The organism is Sphingobium sp. B8D3B (genome assembly GCF_025961875.1).
Taxonomy (GTDB): Bacteria; Pseudomonadota; Alphaproteobacteria; order Sphingomonadales; family Sphingomonadaceae; genus Sphingobium.
In genome coordinates this window covers 2,444,703-2,467,204 of sequence record NZ_JAOQON010000001.1, presented here as the reverse complement: position 1 = coordinate 2,467,204, position 22,502 = coordinate 2,444,703, and the positions used below count along the sequence as shown (strand labels likewise).

The window sequence follows — 22,502 nt, the reverse complement described above, 5'->3', positions numbered from 1 at the left end:
GTTTCGATCAGGAGAACTGAACGACCGACTGACGACGACGCAGCGTGCTGCCGATCAGCGCGAAACCGCCGAGCATCAGCGCCCAGGTCGTCGGCTCGGGCACCGGCACCGCGCTCATGGCGGTGACCGTCACGCCATCCAGTGCCGGGCCGGTCCAGGGCGAGTCGGTCATCGACGCAAAGCTGAGCGTCGTGAGGTTGCCCGAGGCCGTGAAGGTATACGTGTAGTTGGTCCAGCCCATGTTGGTCTTCGAGAAGCCCGTATTGTCGAAGCTGAACAGCTGGCCGTCATTGCCTGTCGCGGCGACTTCCAACGTCTTGACCGCCGGCCCGCCTTCGGGATTGCCGGCCATCAGGAAGTCGACATTGTAGGTCATGCCTTCAATGGTATCGAATGTCTGTGCGATCGCGCCCTGGGCGCTGCCGTTCAGATCGATACTGCGGCTGCCGCTGCCCGACTGCCAATAACCACCGATCAGCTCCACATTGCCGGATGTGATGGTCCAACCCGTCAGGGCCGTGCTGTCGGTGCCCAGGCGGAGGAAATAGGTGCCTGGATCGTTACCGGTCTCGAAATCGCCGTTTATGAACGTTGCTGCCTGCGCAGCGGACGGGAGGGCGAGCATCGCCGCGACCCCCAATAGCAGTCCCTTCATTTGGTTCTCCACTTATAGTCCCACGCACTCGCAATGCTGCAGTGCGGAAAAGGTTTCCGAAGCGTTAACCAAAATTTCAGAGAGTCCTGAAATGATACAAAAAGGGCGCCGGAAGCATCCGACGCCCTCTTCGCGATAATTGTGCAGATGCTCAGGCCGCGGGCAGGGCCGCGCGCGCCTGGGCAATGATGCCCTTGAACACATCGCCTTCATGCATGGCGATGTCGGCCAGAACCTTGCGGTCCAGTTCGACGCCCGCCAGCTTGAGGCCGTGCATGAACTGGCCATAGGTCAGGCCTTCCATGCGGACAGCTGCGTTGATGCGCTGGATCCACAGGGCGCGGAAGCTCCGCTTCTTCACCTTGCGGTCGCGATATGCGTACTGGCCAGCCTTCTCGACAGCCTGACGCGCGATGCGGATCGTGTTCTTGCGACGGCCATAATAGCCCTTCGCCTGATCCAAAATCCTCTTGTGCTTCGCCTTGGTGGTTACACCGCGTTTGACACGTGCCATGTCGCCTGCTCCTTACTTGAGGCCATAGGGCGCCCAGAGGCGCACGTGAGCGACATCCGCGTCGGAGAGAACTTCCGTACCGCGATTCTGGCGAATATACTTCGCGTTGTGGCTGATCAGGCGGTGGCGCTTGCCGGCGACACCATGCTTGACCTTGCCGGTGGCGGTGAATTTGAAGCGCTTCTTCACACCGCTCTTGGTCTTGAGCTTGGGCATTTTCGTCTCCTTTGTCTTAGCGCAAGCACCCCGGAGGATGCTCGCAGACGATTACGGACGAACACGGCAGCCCTTACTGGCCGGCCCGTCCTTGCGGTCTTCCATAGGACATGGAAGCGCGGGCGTATAAGCGCGGCCGCGCGCCGACGCAAGCCCCTTAGGTGCGGGCCGGATTTGACGCCGGTCAACGACTCCTCGCCCCCATCGCATTAATATGGCACCAGTTTCACACGATCCCGATGCGGTGAACAAGGAGGCTGCCATGAAGACGGTGATGGTTCTGATCCATGACGACCCGAGTCAGGAAGCGCGCCTGCAAACCGCGCTCGACATTGTGCGCGCGGTCGAGGGGCATCTGCTCTGTCTCGATGTCGTCCAGATTCCCATGATCGCCGACGGTTTTGGCGCGGGCGGCGGCACCGGCGTGCTGATGATGGATGAGCGCGACCGGGAGGACAAGAATATCGAGGCGCTCGAGCCCCGGCTCGCCAATGAAGGCGTGAGCTATGAGTGGGCGCGCGTGCAGAGCCAGTCGGACGAGGGCATTACCGACAATGTGCGGCTGGTCGACATGATCGTCGTGGGCAAGCAGGCCTTCGGCGCGGTGAACGAGACCGGCGACACGGCCTCGCGCCTTGCGGCGCTGACCTCCGCGCCGGTCCTGCTGGTGCCGACGGAGCAGAAGCGCCTGGATCTCTTCGGCAAGGCGCTGGTCGCCTGGGATGGATCACGCGCGGCCGATGCCGCGCTGCGGGCTGCCATCCCGCTGCTGCGCTTGGCCAGCGAGGTCGAGGTGGTGACGATCGGCGAAGGGGAAGGCGACCCGGACGAGGCGGCCGCCTATCTCGATCGGCATGGCTGCAAGGTCGTCAGCCGGCGCCTGCCCAAAGCCGGCGCGGTGAGCGAGCAACTGATCGAGGCCATGCGGTCCTCCGGCGCGAGCTGGGCGGTGATGGGCTGTTATGGCCGCAGCCGCCTGCGCGAGCAGTTGTTCGGCGGCACGACGCGGACGCTGCTGGCCAAGGCGCCGATCCCGATCCTGCTTTCTCACTGAGACGCCAGCCGAGGCGCGCATCCCGCAATGGGGCGCGCCTCAGTTGGCCATGGCGAAGCTGTTGGTGTCGATCAGTTCGCCGGCCTGATTGCCGGCGGCTTCGATCAGCCGCCGTTCGAGCGTGGCGAGGCGGGTCTTGCTCTCCAGCTTCCCGCCCAGAAGATCGGTTAGATAGAAGGTATCGACGGCGCGCTCGCCGAAGGTAGCGACATGCGCGCTGTGGACCATGGTCTTGGACTGGAACAGCGCGAAGGCGAGGCTGAGCAGCAGGGCAGGGCGATCGCGCGCCATGACTTCCACCACGGTGAAGCGGTTGGAGGCCTTGTTGTCGATCAGCACCTGCGGCACGATCTGGAAGGCTTCGGCGCGCCGGCGGGCCAGCGGGCGCTCGTCCAGCTTGTGCATCAGCTTGTGGCGGTTGAGCAGCGCGTCCTCGATGTAGGTCTTCACCCGCTGTAACTGCTCGGGCGCATCGAAGCGGCCGCCAAGCGGGTCCTGCACCAGGAAATTGTCGAGCGCAGTGCCATCCTTGAGGGTGTGGATGCGGGCATCGATGATGTTGCCACCAGCCAGATGGATCGCCCCGGCGATCCGGTAGAAGAGCCCGGGATGGTCCGAGGCATAGACGGTGACCAGCGTCGCGCCGCGCTCGGGATAGGAACGGGCATCGATGGAGAGATCGGACTGCCCAGCATCCAGCAGATGTCGTGCGTTGCGCTCAAGGATATCCTGCGATTCGGCGATCCAGTAGGATTGCGGGAAGCGCTTCACCAGCCTGTCGAAGGCCTTGTCGTCCAGCGCCAGACTCGCGCGCAGCGCGTCGCGCTTCTCCTCGATGCGCTCCTGTCGGCCCCGCTGCTTGTGGCCGGGGCGGATGACCTCTTCGGCGGAATCGTACAGCTCGGCGAGGAGCTGGCGCTTCCAGCTGTTCCACACGCCCGGTCCGACCGCGCGGATGTCGACGATGGTCAGGATCACCAGCAGCCGCAGCCGCTCGGGGCTTTGCACCACTTCGGCGAAGTCGAGGATGGTCTTGAAGTCCGAAAGGTCGCGCTTGAACGCGGTTGCGGACATGAGCAGATGGTAACGCACCAGCCAGGCGACGGTCTCGGTCTCGGCATCGCTCAGGCCCAGGCGCGGGCAGAGCTTGGTCGCCACCTCCGCGCCGAGAATGCTGTGATCGCCGCCGCGCCCCTTGGCGATATCGTGCAGCAGCACCGCGACATAGAGCACGCGGCGGGAGATGATCTTCTCGATGATCGCGCTCGCCAGCGGATGATCGACCTTGAACTCGCCCTTTTCGATCTGGGAGAGCAGACCGATGGCGCGGATGGTGTGCTCGTCCACCGTATAATGGTGGTACATGTCGAACTGCATCTGCGCGACGACGCGGCCGAAGTCCGGCACGAAGCGTCCGAAGACGCCGGCCTCGTTCATCCAGCGCAGCACCTTTTCCGGGTCGCGGGGCGAGGTAAGCACGTTCATGAACAGCGCATTGGCCTGCGGGTCTTCCCGCTCCTTGCGAGTAATCAGCACCGAATCGCGGTTGAGCGCGCGCATTGCATCCGGGTGGATCTCCAGCCCGTGCTTGTCCGCCAGCGAGAAGATCTCGATCATCCGCACCGGCTGCTCGCGGAAGAAATCATCCTCGGGAATGGTGATCCGCCCCCGCTCCAGCACGAAGCCATCCAGCTTGCGCGGGCGGTTGAACATCGCCGGGATGTAGCGCCGGCCGCGGCTGGCCATCTTGTCATCGAGGTGGGCGAGGAACACGCCGGTGAGGTCGCCCACCGTCTTGGCCATCAGGAAGTAGAGGTGCATGAACCGCTCGACGGCGGAGCGGCCGCGCTTGGGCGAGAAGCCCATGCGCTCGGCGACTTCGATCTGCAGATCGAAGGTCAGGCGGTCCTCCGCGCGGCGGGAGATTTCGTGCATGTGGCAGCGCACGGCCCAGAGGAAATTCTCGGCCCGCTGGAACTGGGACAGCTCGGCGCGGGTCAGCAGGCCCACATCCACCAGCTCCGCGACGGTGCGCACCCGGTTCACATATTTGCCGATCCAGAACAGCGTGTGCAGATCGCGCAGGCCGCCCTTGCCCTCCTTGATATTGGGCTCGACGACATAGCGGCTGTCGCCCATCTGCTTGTGTCGGGCATCCCGCTCCGCCAGCTTCTCGGTGACGAAGGTCTTGGCCGTGCCCTGCATCACATCCTTGTCGAAGCGGGCGACGCACTCATCATAGATGCCCCGGTCGCCCCACACGAAGCGCGATTCCAGCAGGGCGGTGCGGATGGTGAGGTCCGACTTCGCCATACGCACCGTCTCGTCAATCGAGCGGCTGCTGTGCCCGACCTTGAGGCCCAGATCCCACAGCGCGTAAAGCATGCTCTCGATGACCTGCTCGGTCCATTCGGTGGGCTTGTAGGGCGTGAGGAAGCCGATATCGACATCGCTATAGGGCGCCATTTCGCCACGCCCATAGCCGCCCACCGCAACCACGGTCAGCCGCTCGGAGGCGGTGCGGTTGCTGATCGGGTAGAGGTGCTTGACCGTCGCATCGAAGAGCAGGCGGATGATCTGGTCCATCAGGAAGGCCTGCGCCGTCACGGCGTCGCGCCCGCGCGTCGGGTTGCGGGCAAGGCGGCGGGAGACTTCTTCCCGGCCGATGGCAAGCGCCTCGCGCAACGCCGCGACGATCACTTGCCGACGCGCGGCGGTATCGCTCAGTTCCGTCAATTGGGCAGTGAGCGCATCGGCAATCTGGCGGCGATCGATGATCGCACGGCGGCCGGGCAGCGAATCGGGCACCTTGTTCATGGGTGCCATATAAGCGCGCTTTGCCGCAGTTGCAGGTGCAACCTCGGCATGGCGCGCAAATGGGCTGCTTCAGGCGGTGGGCGCGGTGGCGATCTGCTTGAGCTGATAGATGAGGTCGAGCGCCTCGCGCGGACTGAGTGTATCGGCGTCGATGGCGTCCAGCTGGTCGCGCAGTGGGTCGGTGGCGACCTCCGGTGCGGCGGAGAGCGTTGCGGCGAAGAGCGGCAGGTCATCGAGCCCCGCCGCGATGCCGCCGGTCTGCGCCTTGCCCGCCTCAAGCTTGCCGAGCACGGCCTTGGCGCGGGCCAGCACCGGCGCGGGCAAGCCCGCAAGCCGCGCCACCGCTATGCCGTAGCTGCGGTCGGCCGGGCCTTCGGACAGCTCGTGCAGCAGCACCAGATCGCCATTCCATTCCCGCGCGCGAACATGGTGGAGCGAGAGGGCGCCGAGGCGCTCGGCCAGGCGCGTCAATTCGTGATAATGGGTGGCGAACAGGCAGCGGCAGGCATTGCTGTCATGGATCGCTTCCACGACCGCCCAGGCGATGGCGAGGCCGTCATAAGTGGACGTGCCGCGCCCCACTTCATCGAGGATCACGAAGCTGCGCTCGGTCGCCTGCGCAAGGATCGCGGCGGTCTCGATCATCTCGACCATGAAGGTCGAGCGCCCACGTGCCAGATTGTCCGAGGCGCCGACGCGGCTGAACAGGCGGTCCACCAGCCCGAGCCGGGCGGCGCGGGCGGGCACGAAGCTGCCGGCCTGCGCGAGAATGACGATCAGCGCGTTCTGCCGCAGGAAGGTCGACTTGCCGCCCATATTGGGGCCGGTCACCAGCCACAGCCGATTGTCCGGCGTGAGCGTGCAGTCATTGGCGACGAAACTGGTGCCGTCCTTCGCCAGCGCGGCTTCTACCACCGGATGGCGCCCGCCCTCGATGGCGATGCAGGGTTCTTCGGCGAAGACCGGTCGGCTCCAGCCGCCTTCGACAGCGCGCTCGGCCAGAGCCGCCCCCACATCGATGCGGGCGAGCGCGTCCGCCGTGCGGGCGATGGCGGTGCGGCTGTCCATCACCAGCGTCACCAGTTCCTCGAAATGCGCCGCTTCGGCCGCAAGCGCATGGGCGCCGGCCTGCGTGACCCGGCTGGCCTGCTCGTGCAGGTCAACCGAGTTGAACCGCACGACACCCGCCAGCGTCTGGCGATGGGTAAAGCCGCTGTCATTGGCCATGAGCTGGTCGGCGTGACGGGCCGGCACCTCGACATGATAGCCAAGCACGCCATTGTGGCGGATCTTCAGCGCCGAGATGCCGGTCTGCTCGCGATAGCGCGCTTCTAGCGCGGCAATGGCGCGGCGTCCGTCGCCGGCCATGCGGCGCAGCTCGTCCAGGGCCGCATCATAGCCATCGGCGATATAGCCGCCATGCGCCGCTTCCGTCGGCGGGGCGGGTACGAGGGCGCGCGTCAGTTGATCGACGAGAGCGCCATGACCATCGAGCGATGGCAGCAGATCGTCGAGCAGGGTCGGTCGGTCGGGCAGCGCGCCCAGCCGCTCGCGCAGCGCACGGCCGCCGTCGAGGCCATCGCGCAATTGCCCCAGATCGCGCGGACTGCCCCGGCCGATGGCGACGCGGCCGAGCGCGCGGCTGAGGTCTGGCAAGGCGCGCAGGCGGGTGCGGACCAGCTCGCGCAGCGGCCCGTCATCGTGGAACCAGCGCACCAGATCGAGTCGCGCTTCCACCGTGGCGCGGTCCATCAAAGGCGCTGAGAGGTCCGCTGCGAGCAGGCGCGCGCCCGCGCCCGTCACGGTGCGGTCCACGGTGGCGAGCAGGCTGCCGGCGCGCTGACCGTTGGCGGTGGTGACGATCTCCAGGCTCTCGCGCGTCGCCGGGTCGATGGCGAGGTGATCCTGCGCGCCGGCCCGTATCGGCGCGGCGAGGAAAGGCATCCGCCCCTTGCCGACATGTTCGAGATAGCCCAGCAGGCCGCCCAGCGCGGAGAGCTCCGCGCGCGAGAAGCTGCCGAAGCTTTCCACCGTCTTCACGCCGAAATGCCGGCAGATGTCCGCTTCCGCCCGGGCGCTGTCGAAGCCGCGATTCTCGAAGGGGAGGGCGCCGGTCAGCCGATCGGCGAGACCCGGCCGCGCAATGACTTCGCTCGCGTTGATCCGCGCGAGTTCCGCCTCGATGCCGCCGGCATCCACAGCCACCACGTCCAGCCGGCCGGTGGAGATGTCGGCGGCGGCGACGGCATAATGGCCGGCGGCTTCCCCCACGGCCGCGAGCAGATTGGCGCGGCGGCTGTCCAGCAGCGCATCCTCGGTCAGCGTGCCGGCGGTGACGAAGCGCACGATGGCGCGGCCGACCAGCGCCTTCGATCCGCGCGCCTTGGCCTGCTCGGGCGTCTCGGTCTGCTCGGCGATGGCAACGCGCAGCCCGGCCTTGATGAGTCGCGCCAGATAGCCCTCGGCACTGTGCACCGGCACCCCGCACATCGGGATCGGCTCGCCCTCATGTTCGCCGCGCGTGGTGAGCGCGATGTCGAGCACGGCGGCCGCGGTCCTGGCGTCCTCGAAGAACAGCTCGAAGAAGTCGCCCATGCGGTAGAAGAGCAGATCGCCCCCGGCTTCCGCCTTGAGCGCCAGATATTGCGCCATCATCGGCGTGGGGCCGCCGGATGCGGCGCTGGCTTTGGAGGATTTGGCTGGCAGACTGGTCACGCGGTTGCGTTAGCAGGGGCTTTCGATCTCGAAAAGCCGGCGGTGGCGTTTCATCCACGGGGTTGTTCGTACCTCGCCTCTTGTGGAGCCGGGCGGAAAGTCGCTAGGGCGTTCCCAATTGCCGAGGAACCCTGCTGATGACCGATAAAGCCGCCATCGAATTCTCCGAGCGCGAGGCGCTGCTGTTCCATTCCTTCGGGCGGCCCGGCAAGATCGAGATCATCGCCTCCAAGCCGATGGCGACGCAGCGCGATCTGGCGCTGGCTTATTCGCCCGGTGTGGCCGTGCCCGTGCAGGCCATCGCTGATGATGCTGCCAAGGCCTATGACTATACCGCCAAGGGCAATCTGGTCGCGGTCATCTCCAACGGCACGGCGATCCTCGGCATGGGAAATCTCGGCGCGCTCGCCTCCAAGCCGGTGATGGAAGGCAAGGCAGTGCTGTTCAAGCGCTTCGCCGATGTGGACGCCATCGATCTGGAGCTGAACACCGAAGACCCGCAGGCCTTCATCGATGCGGTGGCGCTGCTGGAGCCGAGTTTCGGCGGCATCAACCTTGAGGACATCAAGGCACCCGAATGCTTCATGATCGAGGCAGCGCTCAAGGAGCGCATGAACATCCCGGTCATGCATGACGACCAGCATGGCACCGCGATCATTTGCGCCGCCGGCCTGATCAACGCCTGTTTCCTGACCGGGCGCGACATTCGCGAGACCAAGGTCGTCGTGAATGGTGCCGGCGCGGCGGCCATCGCCTGCACCGAACTGATCAAGGCGATGGGCGTGGCGCATGACAATGTGATCATGTGCGACCGCGAGGGCGTGATCTATCAGGGCCGCACTCATGGCATGGACCAGTTCAAGTCCGCCCATGCCGCCCGCACCGAGGCGCGGACCCTGCACGAGGCGCTGAAGGATGCCGATATCTTCCTCGGTCTTTCAGCCAAGGATGCGCTGAAGCCCGAATGGATCAACGAGATGAAGCCGCGGCCGATCCTCTTCGCCATGGCCAATCCCGATCCGGAGATCCTGCCGCCCGTGGCCAAGGCCGCGCGCCCGGATGCGATCATCGCCACGGGCCGCTCGGACTATCCCAATCAGGTCAACAATGTGCTGGGCTTCCCCTTCATCTTCCGGGGCGCGCTGGACGTGCGCGCGACGGCGATTAACGAGGCGATGAAGATCGCGGCGGCGCAGGCCATTGCCGAACTGGCCCGTCAGCAGGTGCCCGAGGAAGTCGCGCTGGCTTATGGCACCAAGCACAGCTTCGGCGCGGATTACATCATTCCCGCCCCCTTCGATCCGCGTCTGATGGAAGTGGTGCCGGCAGCGGTGGCGCAGGCGGCGATGGAGTCGGGCGTCGCCCAGCGGCCCATCGAGGATATGGACGCCTATCGCCAGTCGCTGCGGGCGCGCCTTAATCCCACCACCTCCGTGCTGACCCTCGCTTATGAGGGCGCCAAGGCCAGCCCCAAGCGGGTCGTCTTTGCCGAGGCGGAAGAGGAAGTCGTGCTGCGCGCCGCGATCCAGTTCCGCGATGGCGGCTACGGCACCCCGGTGCTGGTCGGCCGGCAGGATGTCTATGATCGCCTGCGCGATCTTGGCGTGCGCGATCCCGAGAGCTACGAGCTCTACAACAGCGTCAATTCGCCGCTCGTGCCGCGCATGGTCGACATGCTGTACGAGCGCCTGCAACGCCGCGGCTATCTCCGCCGCGATTGCGAGCGCATGGTCAACCGGGACCGCAACATCTTCGGCGCGCTGCTGCTGCAGATGGGTGAGGCGGACGCGATGATCACCGGCGTCACGCGCACCTATGCGCAGACGATGCGCGAACTGCGCCGCGTGCTCGACCCCGCCGAGGACCGCACGCTGTTCGGCATGCACATCCTCGTCGGGCGCAGCCACACCGTGTTCATGGCGGATACCACTGTCAACGAGCGGCCGAATTCCGCCGAACTGGCGCATATCGCCATCGAATCCGCCGCGCTTGCCCGGCGTATGGGGCATGAGCCGCGCGTGGCTTTTCTCTCCTACTCCACCTTCGGCAATCCGCACGGCAACTGGCTCGATAATATTCGCGGCGCGGTCCAGATCCTCGACGGCATGGAGGTGGACTTCGAATATGAAGGCGAGATGGCGCCCGACGTAGCGCTCAACCGGCGCGTCATGGCGAATTATCCGTTCTGCCGCCTGTCCGGCCCGGCCAATGTGCTGATCATGCCCGGCCTGCAGTCGGCCAATCTCTCGGCCAAGCTGCTGCGGGAACTGGGCGGCGACTCAGTCATCGGGCCGGTGCTGCTCGGGCTGAACCAGCCGGTGCAGGTGGCGACGATGGCCTCGACCGCCTCGGAGCTGGTGACGTTGGCCGTGCTCGCCGCTGGCGGGATCGCGCGCTGATCGTGATCGGGATCGGGTGAGCGCCGCCGGCTGAACTGGCCGCGCAGCGCTCCCTGGGCCTTACAGGCAGCGCTGGAAGGTCTGGGTGCGGCCCTTGATGGTGCCGTCGCGCAGCAGGATCGTGCCGTCCCGGCAGGATTTGCCATCGTGCGCCACGGCGTCGCCGACCACCACGATGCCGTGATAGGAGCCGGCCATCCAGTTCTGCGCATCGCCGCTCTTGACGGCGAGGCCCACAGCGCGATCGACGGCCGGGATCAGCAGGAAGTTGCCGGACTGGACGATCGCCTCATCCGGGGTCGCGCTCGGGAGCGTCGGCGCCTCATCAGACTTGGGCGCAATCGCCTGGCCCTGCGCGATGGGCACGGCGGCCTGTTTCGCCGGCGCAAAAGCGGGTGCTGTCGCGCGCTTTTCAATCACGGCGGAGAGAAACGGCGCGGGGCGTTCGGCGGGGATCAGGGTCGGCTGCTGGCCGGCGGGCGCTGCATCCTCGCTTTCGGTCGCGCGGGGCGGATGATCGATGATCGCGGCCGATACCGTCTCGCCACCCCAGATCGGCCCGCGTGCCGACCATAGCCAGCCGGCCAGGGCAATCACCAGCAATGAGATGCTGACCATGCCTGCCGCGATCAGGAGCTTTTGGGCAATGCCGGGCCGGGCATCCACACCGCTTCGCGCGTGAAGCTGCTCGCTCGCGCGGTCGAAGCCGATCTCCAGAGATCCGATAGCGAATCGCCAGCGGCTCCGGCTGGCCTTGTAATGGCCGACTGTCTCAGTCCGTCGCGCGTAAGTCCGCTCGAGCGGCTGCAGATCGCCAATATGCTGCATGACCACGCTCCCGCTATAGAACGATTTGAAGCGATGGCGCGGTTAATGCAAGCTAAACCAGTCCGCCGGGCGCGCGAACCGGCGCCGACTGATGGCAGGCCTGCAGCGCTGAATTACTGAGACGGACCTGCCGCTCCGGCCCCGCCGGCGCCAACCGCGCCGATATTGCCGAAGATTTCATCAAACAGGCTGCGCTTGCGGCCGAGCGTCGGCGTCGTGGCGCCGGTCGGCGAGATATTGGCGACCTGATCGAGCGTCGCGTTGCGATCGATCGTCGCGACATTGCCATTGGCATCGAACTGCACGGTCACCAACGTCTGCGCGGTCGGACGCGGGGAGGCGAACGCCAGCGCGCGGGTGTCGCGCGCCACATAATACCAGCGCTCCGGGCCGAACTGGGAGACGAAGGTCGGACGACCCAGCGCGCCTTCCACGGACGCCTTGTTGTCCACGCCGGGCAGCACCGAACTCACGATCAGATCGTCGATCATGAAGCCCTGATGCGCGCGGATGCGGGTGCAGCCGCCCGCCAGCAGAAGGATGGCCGCTGCGCCCACGACCAGAAACGGCCGCCTCAAGCCACGCTGCATTCTCGTCTCCTGCCAATCATGCGGTCAAAAACCGGACATCCAATCAAAAAAGCGTCGCATCGCCTAACCCGCCCATTGCATTGCCAGCCGCTGCAATCAATATGCAAGTGCTGGCGCGGGCCAATGGTTGATCGGTCCCGTCCGCGCTTTCCTGTGCCGCCGCAAAGCTGAACCGAGCATGAGCCTCTTATCCAATCTGTTTTCCCGCAAGGATGATCGCGCCTATCTGCGCCCGCTGTACGAGGCCGTCGTCGCGACGGCGCGGGAGCCGCATTGGTATATGGAAGGCGAGGTGGCGGACACGCTGGATGGCCGATTCGACATGGTGGCGCTGGTGCTCTCGCTGGTGTTGCTGCGACTCGAGGCGCTGGAGGCCACCAACGATTCGGCGCGGCTGACCGAGCTGTTCATTGACGATATGGATGGGCAGATCCGCCAGATCGGCTTTGGCGATGTGGTGGTGGGCAAGCAGATCGGCCGCATGGTCGGTGCGCTCGGCGGCCGGCTTGCCGCCTATCGTGCGAGCTTGCAGGGCGAGGCTTCGCTGAGCGAGGCGCTGGTGCGCAACCTCTATCGCGGCGAGGCGCCGGCGGCGGATGCGCTGGCCTATGTCGAAGCACAGGTACGCATGCTGGCCGCGACGATCAACGCATGCAGCCGCGACGCGCTGCTGGCCGGCCAGTTGCGGGGGTGATGCCGTGAGCGAAGCGACGTCAGGCGCCGCGCCGGAATTTTCCCGCATTCTGCGCCTTAATGAGCTGGGCGACGGACGGCGGGACCGCACCGTCGAGGCCGATGCCGCAGAGCGGGCCGCGCTCGCGCGCCGCTTTGGCCTGCGCAGCCTCGATCGGCTGGAGGCGCAGGCGCATGTGGCGCCGGATGCCGGTGGCTGTCGGGTGACCGGGCGCGTGCGCGCGTCGCTGGTGCAGGCCTGCGTCGCGACCGACGAGGATGTCCCCGCAGAGCTCGACGTGCCGATGGACGTGCGATTCGTGCGCGGTCTCGACGAGAACGGCGAGAGCGACGCAGAAGAGATCGAACTGCGCGAGGAGGATTGCGATATCCTCCCGCTGGAGGACGAGCGAATCGACCTTGGCGAAACGGTCGCGCAGACGCTGTTCCTGAACCTCGATCCCTATCCCCGCGTCGCGGATGCCGACGCCAAGCTGCGCGCGCTGGGCGTGCTGAGCGAGGAAGACGCCGGACCTTTCGCGGCGCTGAAGGGCTTGAAGCTCGGCGGTGGTGCCTAGGACGCGCAGAGAATATCGCCCGGATGGATTGTCCGCTATTGAGCGGTCTAGAATACGCGACCAAGGGCTAAATGGGCGTGGTTAGCTGCCATTGCTTCAAGATACGAAGAGCGCAATAGTCTCCCTTGAGGGTGGGTGAGTGCATGGGAACCTATTGGCGATGGATACCCGCTGCATTGCTGGCGTGCGGTGTTGCACAGTCCGCTAATTCCCAGAAGACATCGCCGATCTCCGAACGGGTAGCGCGTTTGCCGGATACGGACTTTCGCGCTTGGTTCGGTAGCATGCTTACCTCAGAATATCTGAAGGGAGCAGATTGTGAAGCGTACTTTGGTGATTCGGCCCCAACACAAGGTTGCAGTGCACTTAGGGACATCAAAAACAAAATTGTACAAGATGATTTAGCTGCCTTTAAAGCCGCTTACGTTGAAGCGGTAGCGAATGGAATGTCCCCAGAAGTATTTTCAGATATTCCTGATGGCTATCTTGCCATTCAATTTTCCAGTCGGGTGAGGCGATTCCAAAAAGATCTAAGAGAATTCTTTCGACCGCGTGTCCTCGAAATGGGTAAGGCTGGGCAACAGTGGGTCAAGAGCCACGGATATCACGGACGCAAACTGGGCTACAATGGTGCTGGTATTCCGTATGGCGGGGTCAAGCCGCCATGACGACCCTCGTCTGCCTTTTTCCCAATGACGTTGGTCTGCTGCGCGGATGGAACGACTAGCGTCCGCAATGTCCTCGTGTCCGGACAGGCGGCTTTTTGAAAACAAAAGCGCAATAGCTGCCGTTGCACCAACCTTTGACCTTGCCCACGCCACCGAGCTAGGCGCCGTCCGCCGGGATAAACCGCAACACACCCGCGATCCGCGCGACACCGGTGTCGGAGGGATGCGCCACCCCGTCATTCACGATCACCTCGGCAAAGTCGAACGGGCTGATGCCCGACAGGCAGGCGACATTGACGCCATATTCATGGGGGTTCGAGCGGCGCCGGTGATGGGTGTAGATGCCGCAGGTTCCGCAGAAATGGTGCTGCGCGATCCCGCTGTTGAAGGTGTAGCAGCGCAGCGATTCCTCGCCAGCGGTCACCTGCAGGTCTTCGATCCGGGCGGAGACGGCGATGGCGCCGCGCATCCGGCAATATGAGCAGGTGCAGCGGCGTGCCGAGCGCAGGCCATCCTTCAGGCGCACATGAAAGCGCACCGTGCCGCAATGGCACGCGCCATCGATCTCCGTGACATTCAGGTCCATGCTTCGTTCCTCTTTCGTTCGCGCGGTTGCCATGGCATAACAGGGAGCATGGCGCAGACGCCCGAGCAGGATCGCAAGATCATCCATATCGATATGGACGCCTTTTACGCGTCGGTCGAGCAGCGCGACGATCCGGCGCTGCGCGGCTTGCCGGTGGCTGTCGGCGGCGGCGGGCCGCGCGGCGTGGTGGCAGCGGCGAGCTATGAGGCGCGCGTGTTCGGCGTGCGCTCGGCCATGCCGGGCGGCAAGGCGCGCCGGCTCTGCCCGGAGCTCATCTTCGTGCGGCCGCGCTTCGAGGCCTATCGCGCGGTCTCCCAGCAAATCCGCGCGATCTTCGAGCGCTTTACCGACATCATCCAGCCGCTCTCGCTGGACGAGGCCTATCTCGATGTGACGCGCAACAAGCCCGGCGTTGCCTCGGCCACTTATGTCGCGCAGGAAATCCGGCGGATGATTCGCGAGGAGACGGGGCTGACCGCCTCGGCCGGCGTTTCGTGTAACAAGCTGATCGCCAAGCTCGCATCGGACCAGAACAAGCCCGATGGCTTGTGCGTCGTGCGGCCCGATGAGGCCGAGGCGTTCATGGCGGCGATGCCGGTGTCGCGCATCCATGGCGTCGGCCCGGTGACGGCGCGGCGCATGGCCGCGCTGGGCATTCATAGCGGCGCGGACCTCAAAGAGTGGCCGCTGCCGGCGCTGCAGCGCCATTTCGGCAAGGCGGCGGCCTTTTACTTCGGCGCGGCGCGCGGGCTGGACGAGCGCCCGGTGCGCGACCGGGAGTCGCGCAAGTCGATCAGCGTGGAAGATACCTTCGCCAGCGACATCGGCGCGGAAGGCCTGTTGCTGGCGGAGCTGGAGAAGATCGCCGCGCGCCTGTGGGGCCGGGTCACCACGAGCCGGGCCTTGGGGCGCACCGTCACGCTCAAGATCAAGCTGGGGGATTTTCGCATCCTCACCCGCTCCCGGTCGCTGCCCGCGCCGCCGGGCGATGCCGAGGATCTGTTTGCGATCGGCGCCGACCTGCTTCGCGCGCAACTGCCGCTGCCGGTCGGCGCGCGGTTGCTGGGGCTCGGGCTCTCAAACCTCATTGATCCCGAACGTGAAGAGCCGGACGAGACGCCCCAGCTCAGCCTCGCCTTCGGTTAGAAGCGCAGGCCGAGCGCGACGCCGCCGAGCAGCCAGCAGAAGAAGGTGATCAGCACGATCCCGACGAGGTTCAGGATGAACCCGCCGCGGACCATCTGCCCCATGGTGACGGCCCCGGTGCCGAACACGATGGCATTGGGCGGGGTGCCGACCGGCAGCATGAAGGCGAGCGTGGCGGCGAAGGCTGCGGGGATGAGCAAGGTCATCTGATCGGCCCCGATGCCGAGCGCGACGGCGCCGAGGACGGGGATGAAGGTGGCAGCGGTGGCGGTGTTGCTGGTCACCTCGCTGAGGAAGACGATGAGGGTCACGACGGCGATGACGAGGAGCAGGATCGGCAGCGTACCAAGCCCGCTCACTTGCGCACCCAGCCAGCCATCGAGCCCGCTGGCGACGACCTCCCCGGCAAGGCTCAGGCCGCCACCGAACAGCACCAGCACGCCCCAGGGCACGCCGCTTTCGGCATCCTTCCAGTCGAGCAGCATCTGCCCTCGGCCCTCGCCGGGCAGCAGAAACAGCGCCAGGCCGGCGGCGAGTGCAATGGCATTGTCATCGAGGCGCCCGAACCAGCCCAGATCGGCCTTGCTGCCGAGAATGGCGCCGACCACGCCGGGCACGACCCAGAAGAAGACCGCGCAGCAGAAGACGAGGGTCACCAGCAATTCGCTGCGGCTGAACCGGCCGAGACCGGCCAGCTCCCGGTCAATGAGCGCGCGGCCGCCCGGCACCTCGCCGAAGGTGAACCGATAGAAGACCCGCGTCATCAGCAGCCACGCAATGAGAATGAAGCTGAAGGCAATCGGCACGCCGACCAGCATCCAGCTCAGGAAATCGACCTGCCGGCCCAGTTCCTTCTCGATATAGCCAGCCACGATGGCATTGGGCGGGCTGCCGAGCAGCGTGCCCACGCCGCCCATGCTCGATGACCAGGCGATGGCGAGCATCAGGCACGCGCCGAAATTGGCGAGCTCCCTGGGTGCCACGGCGGATGCGCCATCGCAGGCGAGTGCCCCGGTTTCGTCGCGGCGATCACAGACCAGCGTGAGAACGGAGAAGGCAATCGGCAGCATCATGAGCGTCGCCGCCGTGTTGGAGACCCACATGGAGACAAAGCCCGTCGTCAGCATCAGGCCCAGCACGATCTGGCGCGGGCTGGTGCCGACCCGGCGGAGTGTGAGCAACGCGACGCGGCGGTGGAGCTGCCATTTCTGCATGGCGATGGCGAGCAGAAAGCCGCCGAGGAACAGGAAGATGATCGGGCTGGCATAGGGCGCGGCAACCTGCGCCACGCTGCGGTCGCTCGCCATGGGGAAGAGCAGGATCGGCAGCAGCGCGGTGACGGCGATGGGCGCGGCCTCGGTGATCCACCAGAGCGCCATCAATGTCGCGACGGCGGCGACCCAGCGGCCCTCCGGCGACAGACCCTGCGCGTCGCCCAGCGCGAGCCAGACCAGCGCTGCGCCGGCCAGGCCGAGCGCGCGCAATGCCCAGATCTTGAGGGGCGAGCGCGCGGTCGTGGCAGGGTCGCCATCGCCCTGCCGCCCGGTTGGTTCACTCTCTTGCGATGATGGTGCCACCTTGCCCCCGCTCCCTGTCCCGCGCGAATGTGCGGCAGGAGCGGCGGCGTGGCAAGCCGCTCGCGGCTGGAATGCCGGCTGGGCTGGCGGCTGCCGTCCGGCCTGTCAGCCGGGGTCGTGGTCAGCCGGGGTAGGGGCTGTCCTTGAGCAGGCCGGCGAGGTGCGCGGCATTGGATGCCACCATGCCGGCGGTCTTGCTCACCGGTTTGGGTGTCGACTTGAGGTCCTTGAAATCCGTGCTCCCCATCGCCTCGCCCACCCAATAGCAGGCGGCGACGGCGGGGATCGTCCAGCCGACATCGTTCATCGCCTGGAAGAGCTGCGCGCTGGAGAAATGGGCACCATCCTCATTGCCGACAATGGCGGCGACGGCGACTTTGCCGTAGCTCGGCATCCGGCCCGCATCGTCCGTTTCGCTCAGAAAAGCATCCATCCGCTCCAGCACGCGCTTGGCGATGCTGGAGATCTGCCCCATCCAGATCGGCCCGCCGAAGATCAGGATGTCGTGTGCCAGGATCTTCGCGCGCAGGGCTGGCCAGTCATCGCCCTTGCCTTCATCGGAGGTGACGCCGGGCAGGATGTTGAGCGCGGCGACGCGCACGGTTTCGCTCAGTGTCACATCATGTTCGGCGAAGGCGTCCGCCAGAACCGCGATCATCGCATCCGTCGATGAGGGTTCGCTGCTATCGGCTTTCAGGGTGCAGTTGAGGGCGAGGGCCTTCAGGGTCATGCTGGTGCTCCGTGTCCGTCCCCCCTCACACAACACCCCAGCCCCCAGAGAGTTCACCGCCCTGTCCTGCGCCATTGCACGCGGGCGGCCGCAGGGCTATCGCGCGCCGCAAGCCCGTTTTCCCAAGGGCATTGAGGATGTTGGCCGTTTCCTTTCGCCTGCCTGTTGCCGCCCTGCTCCTGGCTTTCCTGGCGCTGCCTGCGCAGGCGCAGCCGGGCGTTGCTGCGGCCGAGGACGCCGCCGTCGTCATCACGACGGACGCAGCCGCGGGTCGGGCCGTGGATTCTGCCGCTAAGCCGGGTGCGCTCCGGATCGGCCCGGCGCCCCGCCTGCCAGCGCTTAGCTACCCGCAAGCCCGCCGCCTCGACCTGACCGAGACGCATTTTGGCGTACCGGTCGCCGATCCCTATCGCTGGCTGGAGGGCGACCCGCGCCACGATGCCGATGTGCAGGCGTGGATTGCGGCGGAGAATGAGACGACCTTCCGCTACCTCAAATCCTTGCCGGGCCGGGAGGCGTTGCGCGCCCGCATGGCGACGCTGCATGGCTTTGAGCGCTTCGGGAACCCGCGCAAGGCCGGCGAGCGCTATTTCTATACGCGCAGCAAGGGCGAGAATTTCTCGCCCATCTATGTGCGCGAGGGCGTGAATGGGGCGGAGCGTCTGCTGATCGATCCCAACAGGCTCTCCACCGACGGCTCGGTTGCGCTCGCCGAGTGGCTGCCTTCGCGGGACGGGCGAGCGCTGCTGCTGGCGCTTCAGGAGCGGGGCAGCGACTGGCGGACCGTGCGGGTGCTGGATGTCGAGAGCGGCGCGCTGATGCCTGACCAGGTGGCCTGGGTGCGCTATTCGGCGCTGGCCTGGAATCACGAGGGCAGCGGCTTTTATTATGCGCGCTTTGCCGCGCCGACCGAGGGCGGGCGTGATCCCTCGTTCGAGAACCAGCAGGTCTGGTTTCACACGCTGGGCACCGAGCAGGCGCAGGACCGGCTGGTCTATGCCACGCCGGATCGGCCCCGGCTGCTTCACCGCGCCGAGGTGACGGCGGACGGTCGCTGGCTGCTGATCAGCTCGAAAATGGGCACCGAGCAGACCGCCGAACTGGTGCTGATCCCGCTGACCGTGCCGGACGCCCGGCGCGTGACGCTGGTGCGGGGACTGCGCAATGCGTGGCAGATGATCGGCCAGCTTGGCGATCGGCTCTATTTCCGCACGGATGCAAAGGCGCCCAACGGACGGATCGTGACCATCGATGCCGGCCATCCGCGCCGTCGCCCGGTCGAGGTCGTCGCGGAGCGGGCGCAGACGCTGGCCGGTGGCTCGATGATCGGCAGCCGCCTTGTGCTGGCTTATATCGTCGATGGGCGGATCGTCGCCGAAATCACGGATCTCGCCGGCAAGCGTGAGGGCGATGTGCCGCTGCCCGGGCTGGGCGCAGCCGCAGGCTTCAGCGGCCGGCCCGGTGATCCGGAAACCTTCTACGCCTTCTCCAGCTTCACCCAGCCGCCGACGATCTACCGCTTCAATGTCGAGACCGGCGAAACCAGCATCTTCGCGCGCTCCGCACTCGGCTTCGATCCGGCGGATTATGTGACGGAGCAGGTCTTCTATCCCGCGCGCGATGGCATAGCGGTGCCGATGTTCATCGTGCGCCGGCGCGACCTTGCCCGCGCGGGCACGCCTGCGCCGACCCTGCTCTATGGCTATGGTGGCTTCAATGTCGCGCAAACGCCCAGCTTCTCGCCCACCCGCTTTGCCTGGGTCGAGCAGGGCGGCGTGCTCGCCATTGCCGGCGTGCGAGGCGGCGGGGAGTTCGGCAAGGCCTGGTACGACGCCGGGCGGGGCGCCAACAAGCAGACGACCTTCGATGATTTCATCGCGGCGGCCGAATATCTCAAAGGCCAGGGCTACACCGGCGACAACCAGCTGGCCATTGAGGGGCGCTCCAATGGCGGCCTGCTGGTGGGGGCCGTGGTGAATCAGCGGCCCGACCTGTTCGCCGCCGCCCTGCCGGGTGTCGGCGTGATGGACATGCTGCGGTTCGACCAGTTCACGGCCGGCGCCTTCTGGGTGGACGATTATGGCCGGCCCGACCGGGAGGCGGATTTCCGCACGCTGCTGGCTTACTCGCCCTATCACAATATCCGCAGCGAGGCGGACTATCCCGCCATTCTTGTGACCACGGCGGATAGCGACGACCGGGTGGTGCCCGGCCACAGCTTCAAATATGCCGCAGCCCTGCAGGCGGCGGCGCTCGGCGGGAGGCCAAGGCTGATTCGCGTGGACACCGGCACAGGCCACGGCATCAATCGCCCGACCGACAAAATCGTCGACGAATATGCGGATATGTACAGCTTTGCGGCCTATTGGACCGGCCTGACGCTACGGCAGCGGTCTGACCGCTCCGGCGCACCGACAGATGACGCCAATGCGGGCTCGGCCGCTATTCAGCCCGCGCTCATCGGCCCGGTGCGATAACGCTCTGGCCGGCGATGCTGTTGCCGGTGTTGCCAGGAAGCGATCTGCCGATGAACGTTCACTCCAAGCTTGCCTTGGCCGCTGCGGCCGGGGCGATGGTCATGGGCTCTGCGACGCCCGCCTCTGCGCGCGGCTATGATGGCCGCTGGGATCGGTATCCGCGCCATCATCGCGGACATGACAATAGCGGCGCCGTCATTGGCGCTATCATCGGCGTCGGGCTGATCGCGGCGATCGCGACGGCGGCTGCCAGGCAGCGCGATGCGGACCGTTATCCCACGCGCCGCCCGGGCGATCGTGGTTATGATCCGCGCTATGATGATCGTGCCGGCGATTATGGCAATGACCGCTATGACGACGGCTATGATGGGCGCCCCACGGGGCAGGCGCTCGAGGATGAAGACGCGGCGGTCGACGCCTGCGCCATCGCGGCGCGCGATCAGGCCTCGCGCGATGGCAATTATGCCGAGGTGCGGGACATCACCGGCGCGCGGCCGTTCGGTTCCGGCTGGGATGTGACCGGCACGCTAAGCATGCGGTCGAACTTCAGGGCCGGCGAAGGCCGCCTGCGCAGTTTCCGCTGCATCTGGGACGATGGCCGGGTGGACGGCGTCACCTTCGGCTGACGAGGCTTGCGGACAGGCTGGACAGGCCAGCCTGCCCGTCTTATCCGCTGCCCATGTCAGCACATTCCTCAGCTCACCCCGATTCCATCCTCATCGTCGACTTCGGCAGCCAGGTGACGCAGCTCATTGCGCGTCGCGTGCGCGAAGCCGGGGTCTATTCCGAGATCGCCCCGTTTACGCAGGCGCTGGCCGCCTTCCAGCGGATGAAGCCGCGCGGCATCATTCTCTCCGGTTCGCCCGCCAGTGTGTGCGACGAGGGGAGCCCGCGCGCGCCGCAGGAGCTGTTCGAGAGCGGCCTGCCGATCCTCGGCATCTGCTACGGCCAGCAGGTGATGAGCCACCAGCTCGGTGGTGAAGTGCGGCCCGGCCATGAGACGGGCGAGGGCGGCGAGTTCGGCCGCGCCTTCCTTACCGTCACCGAGCCCTGCGTGCTGTTCGACGGACTGTGGGAGACGGGCGAGCGCCATCAGGTGTGGATGAGCCATGGCGACAAGGTGACCAAGTTCGCGCAGGGCTTCCGCATCGTGGCGACATCGGACGGCGCGCCCTTCGCGCTCATCGCCAATGACGAGAAGCGCTATTATGGCACGCAGTTCCACCCCGAGGTGGTGCATACGCCGGACGGGGGCAAGCTGATCGCCAATTTCGTGCGCCATGTCTGCGGCTGTGCCGGCGACTGGACGATGGCGGAATTCCGCGCGACCAAGATCAAGGAAATCCGCGAGCAGGTCGGCTCCGGCCGGGTGATCTGCGGCCTTTCCGGCGGCGTGGATTCGGCGGTTGCCGCGGTGCTGATCCATGAGGCGATCGGCGAGCAGCTGACCTGCGTATTCGTCGATCATGGCCTGATGCGCCATGCCGAGGCCGAGCAGGTCGTCAGCCTATTTCGGGGGCATTACAACATCCCGCTGGTGCATGTGGATGCGAGCGAGACCTTCCTCGGCGGCCTCGCCGGCGTCACCGACCCGGAGGCCAAGCGCAAGTTCATCGGCAAGGCGTTCATCGACCTGTTCGAGGAGGAAGCCCGCAAGATCGGCGGCGCGGATTTTCTCGCGCAGGGCACGCTCTACCCGGACGTGATCGAGAGCGTCTCGTTCACCGGCGGGCCGAGCGTGACGATCAAGAGCCACCACAATGTCGGCGGGCTGCCTGAGCGCATGAACATGAAGCTGGTCGAGCCGCTGCGCGAACTGTTCAAGGATGAAGTGCGCGATCTGGGCCGCGAGCTTGGTCTGCCGGACATCTTCGTCGGCCGCCATCCCTTCCCCGGGCCGGGCCTCGCAATCCGCATCCCCGGCGAGGTGACCAAGGAGCGCTGCGACGTGCTGCGCAAGGCGGACGCCATCTACCTCGAGGAAATCCGCAACGCCGGGCTCTATGACGCGATCTGGCAGGCCTTCGCGGTGCTGCTGCCGGTGCGCAGCGTCGGCGTGATGGGCGACGGGCGGACCTATGACAATGTCCTCGCCCTGCGCGCGGTGACCTCCACTGACGGCATGACGGCCGACATCTACCCCTTCGACGCCGCCTTCCTCAGCCGCGTGGCGACGCGGATCATCAACGAGGTGCAGGGCATAAACCGGGTGGTGTACGACTATACCAGCAAGCCGCCGGGCACGATCGAGTGGGAATGAAATCGGCATAAGCTACGCAC

Annotated in this window: 19 protein-coding genes; 9 read left to right on the top strand and 10 right to left on the bottom strand. The window is 66.1% G+C overall.

Features of this window, described 5'->3' with window-relative positions; genetic code table 11:
• Positions 1-7: 7 nt before the first annotated feature.
• The 3 genes from M2343_RS11400 to rpmI all read right to left on the bottom strand — a co-directional run bounded on the left by M2343_RS11400 (position 8) and on the right by rpmI (position 1,385).
• A complete protein-coding gene (locus tag M2343_RS11400) occupies positions 8-655 on the bottom strand; it encodes a choice-of-anchor C family PEP-CTERM protein (RefSeq protein WP_264576740.1) in 648 nt (215 codons plus the stop codon).
• Between the two features lie 151 nt (positions 656-806).
• A complete protein-coding gene (gene rplT, locus M2343_RS11395; RefSeq protein ID WP_181560727.1) occupies positions 807-1,169 on the bottom strand; it encodes a 50S ribosomal protein L20 in 363 nt (120 codons plus the stop codon).
• Between the two features lie 12 nt (positions 1,170-1,181).
• Positions 1,182-1,385, bottom strand: coding sequence for a 50S ribosomal protein L35 (gene rpmI, locus M2343_RS11390; protein WP_014078133.1), 204 nt, complete (start codon positions 1,383-1,385; stop codon positions 1,182-1,184).
• A gap of 262 nt (positions 1,386-1,647) precedes the next feature.
• Here rpmI and M2343_RS11385 point away from each other — a divergent pair, with 262 nt between their 5' ends.
• Positions 1,648-2,439, top strand: coding sequence for a universal stress protein (locus M2343_RS11385; protein WP_264603889.1), 792 nt, complete (start codon positions 1,648-1,650; stop codon positions 2,437-2,439).
• 39 nt (positions 2,440-2,478) lie between these two features.
• Here the strand turns inward: M2343_RS11385 and M2343_RS11380 are convergent, their stop codons facing one another.
• Positions 2,479-5,265, bottom strand: coding sequence for a [protein-PII] uridylyltransferase (locus M2343_RS11380; protein WP_264571382.1), 2,787 nt, complete (start codon positions 5,263-5,265; stop codon positions 2,479-2,481).
• 60 nt (positions 5,266-5,325) lie between these two features.
• On the bottom strand, positions 5,326-7,911 hold the full coding sequence (mutS, locus tag M2343_RS11375; protein WP_264577550.1) for a DNA mismatch repair protein MutS: 2,586 nt from the start codon (positions 7,909-7,911) through the stop codon (positions 5,326-5,328).
• A gap of 197 nt (positions 7,912-8,108) precedes the next feature.
• Between mutS and M2343_RS11370 the strand changes: the two genes are divergently transcribed.
• Entirely contained in the window at positions 8,109-10,370 is a 2,262-nt protein-coding gene (locus tag M2343_RS11370; protein ID WP_181560724.1) for an NADP-dependent malic enzyme, read from the top strand.
• Between the two features lie 60 nt (positions 10,371-10,430).
• On the opposite strand, the gene M2343_RS11365 is transcribed toward M2343_RS11370, so the two are convergent.
• The gene (locus M2343_RS11365; protein ID WP_264576738.1) at positions 10,431-11,198 is read right to left on the bottom strand and encodes a hypothetical protein; all 768 of its coding nucleotides are present in this window, start codon (positions 11,196-11,198) and stop codon (positions 10,431-10,433) included.
• Between the two features lie 113 nt (positions 11,199-11,311).
• Positions 11,312-11,788 (bottom strand): outer membrane protein assembly factor BamE, encoded by a 477-nt coding sequence (locus tag M2343_RS11360; RefSeq protein ID WP_264576737.1) that lies wholly within the window; start codon positions 11,786-11,788, stop codon positions 11,312-11,314.
• 178 nt (positions 11,789-11,966) lie between these two features.
• Here M2343_RS11360 and M2343_RS11355 point away from each other — a divergent pair, with 178 nt between their 5' ends.
• The 3 genes from M2343_RS11355 (at position 11,967) to M2343_RS11345 (ending at position 13,706) form a co-directional block, all read left to right on the top strand.
• Positions 11,967-12,482 (top strand): ubiquinol-cytochrome C chaperone family protein, encoded by a 516-nt coding sequence (locus M2343_RS11355; protein WP_264571379.1) that lies wholly within the window; start codon positions 11,967-11,969, stop codon positions 12,480-12,482.
• 4 nt (positions 12,483-12,486) lie between these two features.
• The gene (locus M2343_RS11350; RefSeq protein WP_264576736.1) at positions 12,487-13,038 is read left to right on the top strand and encodes a YceD family protein; all 552 of its coding nucleotides are present in this window, start codon (positions 12,487-12,489) and stop codon (positions 13,036-13,038) included.
• A 143-nt stretch (positions 13,039-13,181) separates the two neighbouring features.
• A complete protein-coding gene (locus tag M2343_RS11345) occupies positions 13,182-13,706 on the top strand; it encodes a hypothetical protein (protein WP_264576735.1) in 525 nt (174 codons plus the stop codon).
• A gap of 157 nt (positions 13,707-13,863) precedes the next feature.
• Here M2343_RS11345 and M2343_RS11340 read toward each other — a convergent pair whose 3' ends face one another.
• Positions 13,864-14,292: a GFA family protein gene (locus M2343_RS11340; RefSeq protein WP_264576734.1), complete on the bottom strand. Its 429-nt coding sequence runs from the start codon at positions 14,290-14,292 to the stop codon at positions 13,864-13,866.
• 48 nt (positions 14,293-14,340) lie between these two features.
• Between M2343_RS11340 and dinB the strand changes: the two genes are divergently transcribed.
• Entirely contained in the window at positions 14,341-15,438 is a 1,098-nt protein-coding gene (dinB, locus tag M2343_RS11335) for a DNA polymerase IV (protein ID WP_264576733.1), read from the top strand.
• On the opposite strand, the gene M2343_RS11330 is transcribed toward dinB, so the two are convergent.
• Together M2343_RS11330 and M2343_RS11325 are read right to left on the bottom strand one after the other, a co-directional pair.
• On the bottom strand, positions 15,435-17,015 hold the full coding sequence (locus M2343_RS11330; protein WP_264576732.1) for an SLC13 family permease: 1,581 nt from the start codon (positions 17,013-17,015) through the stop codon (positions 15,435-15,437). The genes dinB and M2343_RS11330 overlap by 4 nt on opposite strands.
• 121 nt (positions 17,016-17,136) lie before the next feature.
• Entirely contained in the window at positions 17,137-17,745 is a 609-nt protein-coding gene (locus tag M2343_RS11325) for a flavodoxin family protein (RefSeq protein ID WP_264576731.1), read from the bottom strand.
• Positions 17,746-17,882: 137 nt separating this feature from the next.
• Here M2343_RS11325 and M2343_RS11320 point away from each other — a divergent pair, with 137 nt between their 5' ends.
• From M2343_RS11320 to guaA, 3 genes are read left to right on the top strand one after another with little or no spacing between them, the layout of a single operon-like run.
• Entirely contained in the window at positions 17,883-20,222 is a 2,340-nt protein-coding gene (locus tag M2343_RS11320) for a prolyl oligopeptidase family serine peptidase (RefSeq protein WP_264576730.1), read from the top strand.
• Between the two features lie 50 nt (positions 20,223-20,272).
• Positions 20,273-20,848, top strand: a complete 576-nt coding sequence (locus M2343_RS11315; RefSeq protein WP_264576729.1) for a hypothetical protein — start codon at positions 20,273-20,275, stop codon at positions 20,846-20,848.
• Between the two features lie 53 nt (positions 20,849-20,901).
• Positions 20,902-22,482: a glutamine-hydrolyzing GMP synthase gene (gene guaA, locus M2343_RS11310; protein ID WP_264576728.1), complete on the top strand. Its 1,581-nt coding sequence runs from the start codon at positions 20,902-20,904 to the stop codon at positions 22,480-22,482.
• Positions 22,483-22,502 lie beyond the last annotated feature (20 nt).

Coding starts and splice junctions, on each gene's coding strand:
- M2343_RS11400 (WP_264576740.1), bottom strand. CDS start 655: ATGAAGGGACTGCTATTGGGGGTCGCGGCGATGCTCGCCCTCCCGTCC.
- rplT (WP_181560727.1), bottom strand. CDS start 1,169: ATGGCACGTGTCAAACGCGGTGTAACCACCAAGGCGAAGCACAAGAGG.
- rpmI (WP_014078133.1), bottom strand. CDS start 1,385: ATGCCCAAGCTCAAGACCAAGAGCGGTGTGAAGAAGCGCTTCAAATTC.
- M2343_RS11385 (WP_264603889.1), top strand. CDS start 1,648: ATGAAGACGGTGATGGTTCTGATCCATGACGACCCGAGTCAGGAAGCG.
- M2343_RS11380 (WP_264571382.1), bottom strand. CDS start 5,265: ATGGCACCCATGAACAAGGTGCCCGATTCGCTGCCCGGCCGCCGTGCG.
- mutS (WP_264577550.1), bottom strand. CDS start 7,911: ATGATGGCGCAATATCTGGCGCTCAAGGCGGAAGCCGGGGGCGATCTG.
- M2343_RS11370 (WP_181560724.1), top strand. CDS start 8,109: ATGACCGATAAAGCCGCCATCGAATTCTCCGAGCGCGAGGCGCTGCTG.
- M2343_RS11365 (WP_264576738.1), bottom strand. CDS start 11,198: ATGCAGCATATTGGCGATCTGCAGCCGCTCGAGCGGACTTACGCGCGA.
- M2343_RS11360 (WP_264576737.1), bottom strand. CDS start 11,788: ATGCAGCGTGGCTTGAGGCGGCCGTTTCTGGTCGTGGGCGCAGCGGCC.
- M2343_RS11355 (WP_264571379.1), top strand. CDS start 11,967: ATGAGCCTCTTATCCAATCTGTTTTCCCGCAAGGATGATCGCGCCTAT.
- M2343_RS11345 (WP_264576735.1), top strand. CDS start 13,182: ATGGGAACCTATTGGCGATGGATACCCGCTGCATTGCTGGCGTGCGGT.
- M2343_RS11340 (WP_264576734.1), bottom strand. CDS start 14,292: ATGGACCTGAATGTCACGGAGATCGATGGCGCGTGCCATTGCGGCACG.
- dinB (WP_264576733.1), top strand. CDS start 14,341: ATGGCGCAGACGCCCGAGCAGGATCGCAAGATCATCCATATCGATATG.
- M2343_RS11325 (WP_264576731.1), bottom strand. CDS start 17,745: ATGACCCTGAAGGCCCTCGCCCTCAACTGCACCCTGAAAGCCGATAGC.
- M2343_RS11320 (WP_264576730.1), top strand. CDS start 17,883: ATGTTGGCCGTTTCCTTTCGCCTGCCTGTTGCCGCCCTGCTCCTGGCT.
- M2343_RS11315 (WP_264576729.1), top strand. CDS start 20,273: ATGAACGTTCACTCCAAGCTTGCCTTGGCCGCTGCGGCCGGGGCGATG.
- guaA (WP_264576728.1), top strand. CDS start 20,902: ATGTCAGCACATTCCTCAGCTCACCCCGATTCCATCCTCATCGTCGAC.